Origin of the sequence: Spirillospora sp. NPDC127506 (assembly GCF_040302145.1) — a bacterium.
GTDB lineage: Bacteria > Actinomycetota > Actinomycetes > Streptosporangiales > Streptosporangiaceae > Spirillospora.
On sequence record NZ_JBEORG010000004.1, the window covers coordinates 82,860 to 97,590 of the forward strand.

General features: G+C 72.4%; 11 protein-coding genes. 4 read left to right on the plus strand and 7 right to left on the minus strand.

Going from position 1 to position 14,731, the window contains the following annotated elements; translation table 11 throughout:
• Positions 1-13 precede the first annotated feature (13 nt).
• The 3 genes from ABTW95_RS06265 (at position 14) to ABTW95_RS06275 (ending at position 4,520) form a co-directional block, all read left to right on the plus strand.
• On the plus strand, positions 14-2,254 hold the full coding sequence (locus ABTW95_RS06265; RefSeq protein ID WP_500225157.1) for an AfsR/SARP family transcriptional regulator: 2,241 nt from the start codon (positions 14-16) through the stop codon (positions 2,252-2,254).
• A 51-nt stretch (positions 2,255-2,305) separates the two neighbouring features.
• Complete coding sequence (locus tag ABTW95_RS06270; RefSeq protein ID WP_500225158.1) at positions 2,306-2,872, plus strand: tetratricopeptide repeat protein; 567 nt, start codon at positions 2,306-2,308, stop codon at positions 2,870-2,872.
• Between the two features lie 889 nt (positions 2,873-3,761).
• On the plus strand, positions 3,762-4,520 hold the full coding sequence (locus ABTW95_RS06275) for a hypothetical protein (RefSeq protein WP_500225160.1): 759 nt from the start codon (positions 3,762-3,764) through the stop codon (positions 4,518-4,520).
• A gap of 13 nt (positions 4,521-4,533) precedes the next feature.
• On the opposite strand, the gene ABTW95_RS06280 is transcribed toward ABTW95_RS06275, so the two are convergent.
• The 7 genes from ABTW95_RS06280 to ABTW95_RS06310 all read right to left on the minus strand — a co-directional run bounded on the left by ABTW95_RS06280 (position 4,534) and on the right by ABTW95_RS06310 (position 13,491).
• Entirely contained in the window at positions 4,534-5,319 is a 786-nt protein-coding gene (locus ABTW95_RS06280) for a hypothetical protein (protein WP_500225164.1), read from the minus strand.
• Positions 5,320-5,322: 3 nt separating this feature from the next.
• The gene (locus tag ABTW95_RS06285; RefSeq protein ID WP_396448845.1) at positions 5,323-6,120 is read right to left on the minus strand and encodes a polysaccharide deacetylase family protein; all 798 of its coding nucleotides are present in this window, start codon (positions 6,118-6,120) and stop codon (positions 5,323-5,325) included.
• Positions 6,120-7,415, minus strand: coding sequence for a polysaccharide deacetylase family protein (locus tag ABTW95_RS06290; protein ID WP_500225167.1), 1,296 nt, complete (start codon positions 7,413-7,415; stop codon positions 6,120-6,122). Before ABTW95_RS06290 ends, ABTW95_RS06285 begins: the two co-directional genes overlap by 1 nt.
• A 21-nt stretch (positions 7,416-7,436) precedes the next feature.
• Entirely contained in the window at positions 7,437-8,978 is a 1,542-nt protein-coding gene (locus ABTW95_RS06295) for a polysaccharide deacetylase family protein (protein WP_500225169.1), read from the minus strand.
• Positions 8,971-10,332: a glycosyltransferase family 2 protein gene (locus tag ABTW95_RS06300; RefSeq protein ID WP_396448842.1), complete on the minus strand. Its 1,362-nt coding sequence runs from the start codon at positions 10,330-10,332 to the stop codon at positions 8,971-8,973. Before ABTW95_RS06300 ends, ABTW95_RS06295 begins: the two co-directional genes overlap by 8 nt.
• The gene (locus ABTW95_RS06305; RefSeq protein WP_396448841.1) at positions 10,329-11,567 is read right to left on the minus strand and encodes a nucleotide sugar dehydrogenase; all 1,239 of its coding nucleotides are present in this window, start codon (positions 11,565-11,567) and stop codon (positions 10,329-10,331) included. Before ABTW95_RS06305 ends, ABTW95_RS06300 begins: the two co-directional genes overlap by 4 nt.
• A 931-nt stretch (positions 11,568-12,498) precedes the next feature.
• Positions 12,499-13,491, minus strand: coding sequence for an LLM class flavin-dependent oxidoreductase (locus tag ABTW95_RS06310; protein ID WP_396448839.1), 993 nt, complete (start codon positions 13,489-13,491; stop codon positions 12,499-12,501).
• A 67-nt stretch (positions 13,492-13,558) separates the two neighbouring features.
• Here ABTW95_RS06310 and ABTW95_RS06315 point away from each other — a divergent pair, with 67 nt between their 5' ends.
• Complete coding sequence (locus ABTW95_RS06315) at positions 13,559-14,722, plus strand: acyl-CoA dehydrogenase family protein (protein WP_396448838.1); 1,164 nt, start codon at positions 13,559-13,561, stop codon at positions 14,720-14,722.
• Positions 14,723-14,731 lie beyond the last annotated feature (9 nt).

Below are 14,731 nucleotides of genomic sequence, written 5' to 3' on the forward strand. Positions count from 1 at the left end.
CTGGTGCAAGGGGGTGACGTTCCGCATGCTGACCGTCGACGTGCTCGGGCCGCTGCGCGTCACCGTGGACGGGCGGCCGGTGGAGCTGCCGGCCGGGCGGCTGCGCGCGTTGCTGGCCGTGCTGGCGATGTCGGCGGGCCGCACCGTCCCGACGAGCAGGTTGGCGACCGCGGTCTGGGGCGCGGACACGCCCGGAGACCCGGGGACCAACGTCCGGACGAACGTGAAACGGCTGCGTCGCGCCCTGGGTCCGGCGGCCCCGCTGGTCGTGGCCGGGCCGGGCGCATACCGGCTCGCCGTCGACCGGGACGGTGTCGACGCCCTCCGCTTCGGCTGCCTGCTGGACGAGGCCGCCGCGACGCCCGACCCCGTGGTCGAGCAGTCCCGGCTGGCCGCCGCGCTCGCACTGTGGCGCGGTACGCCCTTCGACGGAATCGCGTCCGACTGGCTGGAGCAGTCCGTGGCGCCCGCGCTGCAGGAGCGGTATCTGACCGCGCTGGAGCGGCGGGTCGATCTGGGCCTCGCCGGCGGAGCACCCCCCGGCCCGGCCGAACTCGCCGAGTTGGCCGGGTTGGCCGAGCGGCATCCGCTGCGCGAATCCCTCTGGGCGCGGCTGCTGCGGGTGCTGGACGCGGCCGGCCGTCCCGCCGAGGCGCTGGAGCGGTACGAGTTGATCCGGCGGCGGCTGGCGGACGAGCTCGGCGCCGACCCCAGCCCTGAACTGCGGGAACTCCACGCCACCCTCCTCGCCGGCGGCGTCCCGCGCGGTGGAGGCGCGGCACCCAGGCAGTTGCCCGCCGCCATCGATGGTTTCGCCGGGCGGGTGGCGGAGCTGGCGGCTCTGGACGCGCTCCTGCGCCCGCCGGACCGGGCCGGGCCGGACGGGACGAGGGCCCGGTCGCCGCTCACCGCGGTGATCACCGGCACGGCCGGGGTGGGGAAGACCACGCTGGCCGTGCAGTGGGCGAACCGCGTCGCCGACCGCTTTCCGGACGGTCAGCTCTGCATCGATCTGCGCGGATACGGCCCGTCGGGAGAGGCGGTGTCCTCGGCGGCGGCCATCCGCGAGTTCCTCGACGCCCTGCAGGTTCCGCCGCAGCGGATCCCGGAGGGCCCGGCCGCCCAGGCGGGGCTGTACCGCAGCCTGCTGGCCGGGCGGCGGATGCTGATCCTGGTGGACAACGCCCGCGACGCCGACCAGGTCGTCCCGCTGCTGCCCGGGACGCCCGGCTGCCTGACCATCGTCACGAGCCGCGATCAGCTGGCCGGGCTGGTCATGAGCCATGGCGCGCATCCGATCACCCTGGGGCTGCTGCCGCCGGACGAGGCCAGGCGGTTGCTGGCTCTCCGGCTGGGCGCCGACCGGATCACCGCCGAGGCCGAGGCGGCGGAGGACATCGTCGCTCGCTGCGCCGGGCTGCCGCTGGCGCTGGCGATCGTCGCCGCCCGCGCCGCCATCCATCCGGCGCACCCGCTCGCCGCCCTCGCCGACAAGCTCCGCGACGGCCTCAGCGCCCTGGAGAGCACCGCCGACATGCGGGCGGTCTTCTCCTGGTCGTACGAGGCGCTGAGCGACCCGGCGGCACGGCTGTTCCGGCTGGTCGCCGGGCTGCACCCCGTCCGGGACGGCACGATCGCGACCGCGGCGAGCCTGGCGGGCGCCCCTGCCTCGCGGGTGCGCGCGCCGCTGGCCGAGCTGACTCGCGCCAACCTGCTCAGCGAGCACGTCCCCGGCCGCTATTCGTGCCACGACCTGCTGCGCGCCTACGCATCCGAGCTCAGCCAGGCCCACGACACGGACCGGGACGCCGCGCGATGCCGCTTGGTGGACTACTACGTCCACACGGCAAGCGCCGCCCAGCGGCTGGTCGGCGGAGATGTGGAGGACGGCATGGGCGCCGGCGCCGCTGCGCCCGGCGATCCGGGTGTCCGCATGACCGACTTTCCGGGACGCGATGAGGCGATGGCCTGGTTCGAGGCAGAGCGTCCGGCCCTGCTCGCCACCCTGGGTCTCGCCGAGGACCTTCGCCTTGACCGGCAGGTCTGCCGACTGGCCCGGGCATTGTTCGTGTTCCTGCACGGACGGGGCCACTGGCACGACCGGGCGGAGACACAACGAGCCGCCGTGGCCGCCGCGGGACGGCTGGGCGACCCGGTGGAGCAGTCGCGCGCGTACCGCAACCTGGCCTTCGCGCTGGCCGACCTCGGCCGCTTCGACGAAGCCCACCGCAGCCTCGACCTGGCCCTCGAATGATCGCATGACGACCTCGCCGGACAGGCATGGACGCATTACCGCCGCGACATCGTGTACGCCCTCCAGGGCCGGGAGGCCGACGCGCTCGACGCCGCGCGGCGCGCATACGAACTGTTCGACGAGCTGGGCGATCAGGTCGGCCGGGCCATCGCGCTCACCGACCTGGGCTGGTACCAAGGCCGCCTGGGAGACCACGGCCAGGCGCTTGAGTTGTGCGAGCAGGCCCTAGTCCTGCACCAGAAGCTCGGAAACCTCGCCTATGAGGCACACGCGTGGTCGTGCCTGGCCGACGTCCGCCTCCGGATGGGCGACCCCGCCCGGGCCATCCCCTGCTACCACCGGGCCGTGGATCTGTTCCGGAGATTCGACGACCCGTACGCCGAGGCCAGCACCCTCGCCCACGTGGGCGCCTGCCACCACCTCGCCGGCGACCTCGAAGCCGCCCGCGAGCAGTGGCGCCGCGCGTACGCCCTCCTCGGCGACCTCGCCTCCACCGCCGTCGACCAGATCCACACCCAACTCACGATCATCGATACGTCCGCCGCCGACGCGTTCCGCCGGCACCTGGACCCCTCGCCGGAGGTTGAGCGACGCCGGGTCGCCACGGGGAACTCTTGACACCCGCCGAAACCCCGCGACTACGTGCGCACGAAGCCTGGGCTCGCTTCCCTCGGGGCATCGGCTCGGCCGCATGGAGCGGGCGTCTTCGAAGGCATCGGCATCTTCGCCCATCTACCCACGGTGCCTCGTCGTCGCGGAGGCCGAATTCGCTTAGGATCTGGGGTTGGCACTGTACGCCGCATGACTGGGTGAAGGCCGATCGGGCGCGGTCCATTGCCGGGGCCGTCCATACCCTGTTCTCGGCGGCCAACGGCTCATGGGCGCTCTGCCGCAGCCCGGGACCGCTGACCGAGCGCGGGAAGAATGGATAGGTCCGAAGGGCCGGCAATCTTGCTGACCGCTTGGGCGGGCCATTCGGCGACACCGAATCGGATTTGGCAGCGAATGCTGAGCGCAGCTAGCCATCGCAGAACTCTCGTGTCGAATCCGCGGACGAGCCTGTTCTGATCGAGTGATCGCGCTGGACGCTTCAGCCGGGAAGCCTGCGCGACGCCGAGGACGTAGACCGGCGAATGGGCGGTGGCTGTCGGCGTCCGCACTTCACAGACGGCCAGGTCAGATGACTGGGAACCCGCCGGCAACGGAACCCGGTGCGGTCACCGCGGAACGGGATCACAGCCTCCTCGATACCAGATGAACGGCCGAACGTGGCCGCAAGGGAATAATCGTGTATAACGGCGGGGATACGCGTGTGCACCAGAGGGCAGACACAACCCCTAGGGGAGGGATCGTGGAGCCCTATACCAATGGTCTCCTGAAACAGATCGAACGGCTGACCCGGGAGAATGCCAAACTGCGCAGCGAACTGGTCGTGACGCGGTTATGGAATCCGCCCGCGGAGCTGGAACGCGCCTTTCAGAATGCCTGCGGCTGGACCTGCCTGTCAGTGCCCGCGACGGAGGACGGCCCCGCCCCGACGCTGATCCTGGTCGCCGGGCCGACGCCGGGCGCCGACCCGCTGGACGCGGAGGCCGCCGGACGCGTGTGGCGGTACCTGCTGACCGCCGCGCCGGTCCGCGGCCGGATCGGGCCGTTCGCCCGCGCCTCGATGCCCGCCTGCCTGCTGGGCTACCTGGGGAAGCAGGGCGGACGTGAGGCCATCGTGCTCAACACCGACCTGGCGCACCGGCAGCTGGCGCGCGCGGCCCGGTTGCTGTGGTCCGAGGCGAGAGTCCGGCAGCCGGGTCCGTACCTGCTGCTGACGGCGCCGCTCTTGTACGCGCTGGGCGCGAGCAGCGCCAGGAGCGCGCTCGCGACCACGGTCCCCGCGGCCATCGTCGCGTGCGTGGCGCTGACTCCCGGCCACGCCCCCGCCGATACCAGGCCCGCCCCGGCCGTGAGCGGCCCGTCATGGGGGCGCGACCACCTGGAGCGCGCCGTCCCGCGCAAGCCCCCGCCCTCCGCGGGCGAGCCCGGGACCCCCCGGCCGTCCCGCCGGGCGGCGCCGACGCGGCGGCCGGGCCGGCCGCCCGCATCGATCCGGACACCCGCACCGCGCTGGTCGGCGGCTCCGCCCACGGGATCCCCGGATACCGGCGGCGCACCGTCACCGCCCGCTGGGCCTTCGCCGCCGGAGACTCCTTCCGCGTCTCCCTCCTCGACCGGGCCTCCGCCGGAACCGGCCAGTCCGCCGGCCGGGGAGTGAGGACGCCGCGCCGTCAGGGCAACGGGTGGGCGCGCAGGGCCCGGAACTCGAACTCGCAGTTGTCGGCGCGCAGGCCGATCGAACCGGGGCGGGCGATCGGGGGGCCGTGCGCGCCGTCGTCCACGGCCTCCAGCAGCCGGCGGCCGTCCCGGGAGACGGTGATGGTGACCCGTGCACGTCCGCCGGAGGTGATCCGCACGTCGAACGACTGCCACATACCGAACCGGAAGCGGTTCTGGACCTGGCCGAGCGTGACGTAGGTCCCGCCGTTCTCGGTGCCCCCGGTCAGCTTCTTCTTGACCACCAGCAGGCCGTCCCGCCGGTTCAGGGAGGCGACGTAGAGCTCGGTCTGGTCCTGGCGGCGCAGCATCAGGTGGACGCCGTCGGTGGGCCTGGTCGGTGCGCGTCCGCCGCCGTCCACGAACCGCAGGGTGCGAATCCCCAGCGTGACCTGGACGTCCCCGAAGTCGGTGCGGCGGGTGTTCATCCGGAACACGCTCGACCCGGTGCCGGCCGAGGACCGGGCGTCCGGAGCGGCCCGGTCGGGCGGTCCCGACCAGCCGGCGCCGTCCCGGACGAAGAGGGACCCGCTGGTCACGTCCCAGTCCGGGGACCGGCGCGCGCCGGAGGCACGGGGATTCCAGTGCGCGAACTCGTTGGTGACCAGCCGGTCGGGACCGGAGGTCGCGGGCGCGAAGTCCCCGCCGCCCGAGCCGGCGCCGCCGGTCACCGACCAGGCCAGCGGCGGGAGCGCGGCGGCGGCCAGCGCTCCCGCGACGACGGATCGCCGTGCGCGCATCCGCTACCCCGCCTCGAGCGCCGTGCAGAGGCCGCGTGCGCGGAGCCCGGTGATGATCGCCGGCAGGGCCCGGATGGTGGCGGCGGAGTTGGCGACGCCGTCGTGCATCAGCACGACCGAGCCGGGCACCGCCTCGTCCAGGACGGTGGCGGCGATGTCGGCGGGCCGACGCCCCCGCCAGTCGTTGGTGTCGACCGACCAGCGGACGGTCCGCAGCCCGAGTGCGCGGGCCTGGCCTTCCACGGTGGCGTCGGTGCTGCCGAACGGCGGCCGGAACAGGGTGGGGCGCGGTGCGCCCGCGCGTGTGATGGCGGCGTCGGTGTCGGCGAGCTGCCGGCGGACGGCGGCGGCGTCGAGGTCGGCCATGTGCGGATGGTCCCAGCTGTGGTTCTCGGCGAGATGCCCGCCGGCGACGACCGCCCGGACCAGGTCCGGGCGGGCGGCGGCCTTCCTGCCCATCATGTAGAAGACGGCGCGGACGTTGTAGGCGCGCAGCACCTGCAGGACCTGCGGCGTGTAGACGTCGGGGCCGTCGTCGAAGGTGAGTGCGACCCGTCCGCGCCTGCACACGTTGGCGGTGCCGGCGTCCCGGAGCATCGCGCGGGTGACGACGGTCTCGGCGCGTTCGGCGTCGGCGCCGGCCCGGTGCGGGGACAGCGAGTCCCGCGCGAGCGGCGTGACCGCGGCGAGCGCGAGGACCCCAAAGGCCAGTTCGGTCAGGTGGCGGCGCACCTGCCGGCGCGGCCTCCGCCCGTCGCCGGCGGGACGCGCGGGTCCCGCCGGTGTCCTCCCTTTCCTCATCAGCCCTCGTCCAGGAGGGAGAAGTCGTCGACGGTGAGGGCGCCGACGCCGGCCAGCGCGACGCCGAAGCTGATGTTGGTGGCGCCCTCGGGCACGGCGGGGGTCGTGACGACCGTCTGCCGCCAGGTGCTCGTCTGCTCAAGGGCGGGACCGTTCGTCCAGAACGTCCATACTCCGGTGGCGCTGCGGTAGTAGATGCTCATCTTGGTGCGCACCTCAGACGACCACGTGCCCTTGTACCAGACCCCGAGCCGGTAGCTGTGACCCGGTGTCGCGGCGGGTGCGCAGGTGCCGGCGTCCTGCCTCGTGACGAGTTTCCGGTCGCCGTCGGTGCGTGCGGTGACGGTGACCCGCTCGGCGTACTGCCCGGTATGGGAGTCGTTCGTCCGCGACCAGGCGTAGGTGTTGGTCCCGTACCCGCCGAGCTGGAAGCAGTCGGGGACGTCGCCGGTCGCGTTCTCCAGCGACGGGTTCTGGACGCTCGCCGGCGAGGGCGGCCCGTCCACCGGCGGCTGCGTGCTCCCGCCGACGACCTGGTCGACCGTCTTCACCGTGGTGCCGTTCGCCGCCCTCGGCGCCAGCCAGTCGAGGAACGCCGAGAGGGTGGACGGGCTCGTGGCGTAGGTGTCGTCGCAGCCGTCGCAGACGTGGTGGATGACGAGTTGCACCCATCCGCCGCCGTGCGCCTCCGCCTGCGTGACGGTGTTCTTGAGCTGGGCGAGCGTGGTGCCGGTCTTGACCGAGTCGGGGGTCTGGGTGAAGTAGGCGTCGGCGGGCGGGACCGTCTCGGCGTAGCCGCATCCCTGGCAGCCGCCCGGCGAGACGACCCCGCCGACCGTCCGGGCGCTGTTGTAGCCGCAGTCGCGCACCGCCTGCTCGACCGCCCCGTCGGCGTTGCCGTACGGGTAGGCGAAGTTCTTGACGGTGAAGCCCATGTTCAGGAGCGCGGCGCGGTCGCCGCAGATCTGCCGCCGCTGCTCGGCGGCCGGCAGCGCGGGCAGGTCGGCGTGCGTGATGGTGTGCCCGCCGATCTCGTTCCCGGCGGCCTCCAGCGACGCGAGCTGCGCCTGCGTCATGTAGCCGGGCGCACCGACACGCGCGCTGTTGATGAAGAACGTCCCCTGCATTCCGTGGCTCGCGAGTGCCGGACGGGCGTTGTGGTACTGGTCCTGCACCCCGTCGTCGAAGGTCAGTGACACGATCGTGCCGGTCGCGGCCCGCGCGGGCGCCGGGACGAGGACGAACGCGGTGACCAGCGCCGCGGCGAGGAGGTGAAGCCAGATTCGTGGATGCATCGTGGGTCTCCCATGGTTCGGTCAGCCCGCGCGGAGCGGGTGGAGCGTCGGTTTGCGGTAGGTCAGCGTGTGCCGCTCGCGCGCGGCGATCTCGAACGTCAGCCCGCCCTCGCCGAGCCGCGGGTCGATCGCGGCGCGCAGCGGCCTTCCGCCGGCCACCGAGACGGTGAGCCGGATCCCGCGCACCTCGATCCGGACGCCCCGCGCCCCCGCGACCGGCGCGATCGGCGTCCGGCCGAGCACGGTCGGGCGGCGCTCCCCGTCGCGCTCTCTGACCAGGGCGGACGCCGCGCCGACGACGACCTCGACGCGGCCGCGGTGGCGGGTGCCGGCGCCGTCCCGGACGGCGATCACCGCGCTGGTCCGCGGGTCGATCCCGGAGACCGACGCGGTCATCCGGTAGTCCGTCCACTTGCTGGTGTTGACGCCGCGCAGCAGGCAGCTCCCGTAGCCGCCGGCGGTGACCCGCAGATCGGACGCGTCGCGCCGGCACGCCGCGTGGTCGCCCGTCCACGGCAGCGCCGACAGGTCCCGCGGCAGCGGCATGGGGACGGCGGCGCGGATCATCTCCAGCAGGTCGGCCACCGACGTGGTGGAGCGGACGCCGATCCGGTCGAGCGCCCAGCGCGGTGAGCCCGCCGTCAGCGCGTCCACAGGACCGGTCGGGACGTCCTCGCCCACGAACGCCTCGCCGAACCCGGCCCGCCGCAGCAGCGCGGGGAGTTCCTTCGCGATCCGCGGGTCGTTGCCGGAATCCCCCGCCTTGCCGAACGGGTAGGAGAACGCCCTCACCGGGTGCCCGAGCGTCTCGCGGAAGAACCGCTGGCTGCGCGCCAGATCGCGGCGGACGCGGGCGCGCCAATGCCCGATCGTCTCCCGCTTTCCGTCCACGAGGATCAGGTTCGGCATCGGCGCGGCGACGTCGCCGGGGACCGGGACGAGGTCGTGCGGCCCGTCGCCGTGCGACCCGAACTCCCAGCGCCCGGTCGCGGCGAGGTCCTCGACCTGCCTGGTCGACAGGTAGTAGGACGGCGTTCCCGGCTGGACGATCTTCCCGGTCGCCAGGAAGCCGACCGCGGTGAAACCGTGCTCCTTCAGGACCGGGTCGGCGGTCGTCCAGTCGGTGAGCTGCCCGTCGTCGAAGGTGATCAGCATCGCGCGCGGCGGCAGGCGGACCGGCCGCCGGGCGAGCAGGTCCTCCACGTCCCGCAGCCGGACCGTCCGGTACCCAGCCGCCGCCAGCACCGCCATGTGCCGGCCGAACAGCTCGCGCGACAGCGTGCTGCCGGCACGGTCGGTGTCGGAAACCCCGTGATAGGTCAGGACGAGCACCGACCCCGGATAGCGGGGCAGCGCGGCAGCGGCCCGCACCGCCGCCGGGTCCGGCCGGACGGCCGGCGCGGACCGCTGCCCCGGGTCGAAGGGGCGGCTCAGCGTCACCCACGTGACCAGCGCGAGACCGAGCGCGCACAAGAACGCCAGGCCGGTGAACGCGCGGAACAGCCGGGTGGACCTGCCGGGCGCCGGCCGGTCCCACGGCGCGGGCTCCGCCCGCTCAACCATCGTTCACCGCCGCGCCGTGGACCTGCACCGGGCGCTGCGCGAACGGCGGCGCGGACGCCGGCGCGTCCCGCGTCCCCCACTTCCCGTCCCGGATCCGCGCGATCGCCCACAGCAGCTGCGGCGAGAACGCGACGTAGAAGAACGTCCCGGCGAACGCGTAGATCCACATTCCGTCGTCGCGGAGCATCCGGTAGGTCAGCGCGTACCCCATCGAGACCAGGTACAGGCCGAGGAAGTAGATCATCGGGAAGCGGCCGCCGGCGATCGGCGTCACCAGGCTGTACAGCACCACGAGCGGGCTGAGCAGCCCGGCGATCGTCTGCACGGCGATCGACGGCAGGGCCCGCGTCCGGCTCCGCCACACGTGCGCCAGCAGCAGCGGCCCCTCCCGGCTCCACGACTTCTTCCAGCGCAGCTGCTGCCGGAAGAACTTGCGGTACCGGTCGGGCGCGTCCGTCCACGCCTGCGCGCGGGCGTCGTAGCGGGTCGTCCAGCCCGCCTTGATGACCCGGTTGGTGAGCGCCCGGTCGTCGCCGTAGGTGCATTCGACGCCCAGGAACCGCTGGTGCTCCCAGGCGTCGAGCAGCGGCGCGATCGCCGCCCGCCGGTACGCCGCGAAACAGCCGGAGCAGCAGGTGACCGCGCCCAGCACCGACTCGGCGCTCTTGAGCAGCTGGAACGACACGTAGTAGCGCGCGGCCTGCATCCTGGTCAGCACGTTCTCGTCCGCGTTGCGGACGTGGGTGAGCCCGGAGATCGCACCGACCTTCTCGTCCGCGAACCCCTGCACCAGCAGCCGGACCGAGCCCGGCGCGGGCATCGAGTCGGAGTCGACGAACACCAGGATCTCCGCCGACGTCGCCCGGATCCCGGCCGCCATCGCCGCGCGCTTGCCCTTGTTGCCGCCGAGGTCGACGCACCGCACCCGCCCCTTCGGATACCGCGCGGCGGCCTTCCGCATGTGCTCCCAGGTGTCGTCGGTGGACCCGTCGTTCACCACGACGATCTCCAGCTTGTCGTCCGGATACTCCAGCCCGATGCAGGAGTGGATCGTCCGTGCGACGGCCTCGCCTTCGTTGTAGGCGGGGACCACGATCGCGACGGACGGGACGATGCCCGCGTCGCGGGGCGGACGGTAGAACGCCGCGAGCGCGAACCTGCTGATCACGTAGCTGCTGACCAGCACCGTGTACGCGGACAGCAGCAGGTTGCCGCGCAGGTACGCGACCTTCACGCTGACATGCCAGACGATCATGCCGCAGATCACGCCGACCCAGGCCAGCGCCCCGAGCGACACCAGCCGCGCCGTCCAGGGCAGGCCGCCGAAGGGGATCCGCGGCCGGCGGCGGGTCACAGCGCCACGCGCCGGGCGACGCCGGGGAAGCGGTACGTCGCGTCCAGCAGCAGCTGGTCCTCGTGCAGCCAGCCCAGGTCGAGGGACTGGTGCGGAGTGTGGGCGATCACCAGGTCCGCCGGGCCCGGATCGACGCTCGCCAGCTTAGTCCCCCCGCCGGTGACCAGCTCGGGCACCAGCGGATCGTGGTACGCGACCCGCGCCCCCGCCGCGAGCAGCCGGTCGATGATCTCCAGGGCGGGCGACTCGCGCAGGTCCTCGACCTCCGGCTTGTAGGCGACGCCGAGGACGAGCACGTCCGAGCCCGCCAGGCCGCGCCCCTGGTCCGACAGCACCTGCCGGGCCCGCTCCACCACCCGTCCCGGACGCATCGCGATGGCGTCCATCGCGGCCGACACCAGCGGGGTGTGCAGCCGGTCCCGCTTCAGCTGCCACAGCAGGTAGTGCGGGTCGCACGGGATGCAGTGCCCGCCCGCCCCCGGACCGGGGAAGAACGGCAGGTACCCGTACGGCTTCGTCGCCGCCGCCTCGATGACCTCCATGACGTCCAGCTCCAGCAGCCGGCTCGCATCCGCGAACTCGTTGACGAGCGCGATGTTCACGGCCCGGAACGTGTTCTCCAGCAGCTTGGTCATCTCGGCCGCCTCCGCCGACGACACCGTGTGCAGCTCGCCGGTGCACCGGCCGAGCAGCGCCGCGGCCCGCGCGGCGCACCGCGGCGTCACGCCCCCGACCACCCGCGGCACGTCCTCGTGCGCGTGCCGGTCGTTGCCCGGGTCGATCCGCTCCGGGCTGAAGGCGACGAACACGTCCGTCCCCACCCGCAGCCCCCGCGCGGTCAGCGGCCGCGCGAGCAGTTCCTTCGTCGACCCCACGTAGCTGGTCGAGGTCAGCACGATCGTCTGCCCGGGCCGGGCGTGCTCGGCGGCCGCGCCGCACGCGCCGGTCAGCGCCCCGAGGTCCGGGACGAGATGCCGGCTCACCGGCGTCGGCACACAGATGATCACCGCGTCCGCCCGGGCCGTGCCGGCGGGCTCGGCGGTGACGGTGAATCGCTCTCCGGCCTCCCGCAGCCTCTCGCGGTCGCTGTCCAGCAGGTCGACGCGGCCCGTCCGGACGGCCTCCAGCCGGCCCGGATCCAGGTCGACGCCGAGCACCCGCAGCCCGGCGGCGTGGAAGGCGAGCGCGGTCGGCAGCCCGACATAGCCCAGCCCGACGACGGCAACGTCGTACACCGATGAATTGGTATGCGAAGACTCGGTGGGCGAAGCGGCGAAAGACATGCCAATGATCTCCTCGTGTGAACTCCTGCCGTGCAAATTCCTCCGCCGCGCGGCGGTCATGCAGCGGACGGACGGAAATAGTCGAGCCGTTCCTGAAAGACGGACAGATCCTGGCGACTGGTCGCGGGGTCTTGCCCCGCCTTTCCCGACGGGCGTCCTGTGTTTCAATCTCCCCGGAACGGCAGCCGATCAGAAAGAGCGCAAAACCCGCATTCACGGGTTCCACGTGTTTTGACGCCTCCAAAGAATGGCGGCGATCTGAAGGGGCTTTTCGGGGTGATACAAAGCCGTCCGCCGTCCTCCCGGCGCGTTCTCACCCGGCCGTGCCGAGCAGCCGGGTCCGGGTCGGCGGCGGGGGTCGGCCCGTCACGAGGATGATCTGGAGGCGGTGTCCGGGTGCCGGGCCTCCGCCGGCGCCCCGGCCACCAGTGCGGCTTCCAGTTCCCGCCCGTTCGTTCCTTCTGCCTCGTCACCGCCCGGATGCGGGTCGGCCGAGCCGCTCGGCGATCGCAGCCGTCCCATGGCCGCCGACGCACACCGACCCGGGACGCCATTTCGACCGGGGCGATTCAACTGAGCGGATACGAATGCGTTTCCGGCGCCGGCAGCATTGCGTCCATGACGTTTTCCCAGCCGCCTTGGAACTCGATGAGTTCTAACTCGCAGAGGGCATGATGATCTGCCGCTTCCTTAATAGCAGCCATCGCTCATCACATGCGCACATGGGCATGCAGTATCGGCGCCCGGTCCACTGTGGGCGACGCGGGCATCGTGGTTTCCAGGCACCGGACGCCCGACCGCGACGACCATCCCGCCATCACGGGCACGACCAGCCCGCCATTACGGGACAGCCACTGGCACGGAGCGGGAACGCCGGGGCGGGCTACAACTGGGCGGCTATTTCGGCGAACGTGCGGATGGGGGTGGCCCGGGTCTCGCCGGGGCGGACAAACGGGACGATCGACACTTGGTCGATCTTCAGCTCGGCCATTTCGGCGAGCCGGTCGCGGCATTGGTCCGGGGAGCCGGCGAGAGCGAAGAGGTCGACGAGTTCGTCCGGGACGATGTCGGCGTGGCTCGCCTCGGTGTCCATGTGGTGGTAGTAGTCGTAGCCGTCCCGGATGCGGTCGATGGCGGCCTGCAGTGACGGGTCGACCGCCGCGGGGAGCGGCCGGATGCACACCCGGGCGACGTGCGCCCTGGCCAGGTCGCGGGCGCGCACCGGGTCCTCGTCGATGGCGGTCGGCGTCCACAGCACGATGTGCAGGTCCGACAGGCTGCGGCCGGACTCGCGGGCGCCCTGCTCGATGGTGTCCAGTGCCGCGGTGATGAACTCGCGGGCGGTGCCGACCAGGACGATGACGCCGTCGGCGATCCGGCCGGCCAGCCGCAGGATCTTCGGCGCCGACGCCGCGATGTAGACCGGGACGTCGACCGGCTCGGCGAGGTAGGCGAGATGGTATTCGGCGCCGCTGTCGGGCTCCCGGACCGCCTCGCCGCGCAGCAGGGAGCGCAGTTCCGCGACCGCCTGCTCCAGTTCGGCGAGCGTGAGCGGCTTGAGCCCCATGGTCCGCAGGGAGGAATCGCCGGTACCGATGCCGAGGGCCACTCGGCCGCCGGTGAACTCGGCGAGGCTGGCCCATGTCGAGGCCAGCAGAGACCGGTGCCGGGTGACCGCGTTGGTCACCCCGGTGCCCAGCACGACCCGTTCGGTTCCGACCGCGGCCGCGCCCATCGTGACGGAGGACTCGCGCCAGATGTTCTGCGAGTCGCCGAACCAGACGTTGTCGTAGCCGAGGCTCTCGGCGAGCAGCGTGTGGTCGCGGATGGCACCCACCGGCTCCGTGGGGAAGAGCCCGACACCTTTACTGAACACGGCAACACTCCTGTATTATGAGTACTGTATACAATGTAGGATAAGCCGCCTCGGAAGGGAAGCACCCATGGCTCCGGGTCCACGCGCCCTGTTCGATCTGGACAAGCTCCTCACCGACGACGAACGGACGGTGCGCGACGCTGTACGCCGGTTCGCCACGGACAAGGTGCTCCCCCGGGTGCCCGACTGGTTCGAGCGGGGGATCCTGCCGCGCGAGCTCGCCACCGAATGCGGGGCGATGGGCCTGTTCGGCATGCACCTGCAGGGCTACGGCTGCGCCGGGATGACCGCGGTCGAGTACGGCCTGGCCTGCATGGAGCTTGAGGCCGTGGACAGCGGGCTGCGCAGCCTGGTCTCGGTCCAGGGTTCTCTGGCGATGACCGCGATCCACAGGTTCGGCACCGAAGAGCAGAAGAACCGGTGGCTGCCGAAGATGGCCGCCGGGGAGGTGGTCGGCTGCTTCGGGCTCACCGAACCCGACCACGGCAGCGACCCGGCCGGCATGCGCACCAGGGCGACCGCGTCGGACGGGGGCTGGGTGCTCAACGGCACCAAGATGTGGATAACGAACGGCGGCATCGCCGACGTCGCCGTGGTGTGGGCCCGCACCGACGAGGGCGTCCGCGGCTTCCTCGTCCCGCGCGACACGCCGGGGTTCACCGTCCGCGACGTGACGAGGAAACTGTCCCTGCGCGCGTCGGTCACCTCCGAGCTGGTGTTCGAGGACTGCCGGGTGCCGGCCGCGAGCCTCCTGCCGGGCGCCACCGGTCTGCGCGGGCCGCTCAGCTGCCTGAACGAGGCCCGCTACGGCATTCTGTGGGGCGTGCTGGGCGCCGCCCGGGCATGCTTCGACGCGGCCAGAGAGTACGCCCTGACCCGGGAGCAGTTCGGCCGGCCGATCGCGGGATTCCAGCTCACCCAGCGCAAGCTCGTGGACATGCAACTGGAGCTGACCAAGGGGCTGTTGCTGGCACTCCACCTGGGCCGGCTCAAGGACTCCGGAGAGATCACCCCGCAGCAGGTCAGCATGGGCAAGCTGAACAACGTGCGTGAAGCCCTGGCCATCGCCAGGGAGGCGAGGACCATCCTGGGCGCCAACGGGGTCACGCTGGACTACCCGGTGATCCGGCACATGAACAACCTCGAATCGGTCCTCACCTACGAAGGCACCAACGAGATCCAGACGCTCATCGTCGGTCAGGAACTGACCGGCCTGCCCGCGTACAGCTGAGCGGCCGCC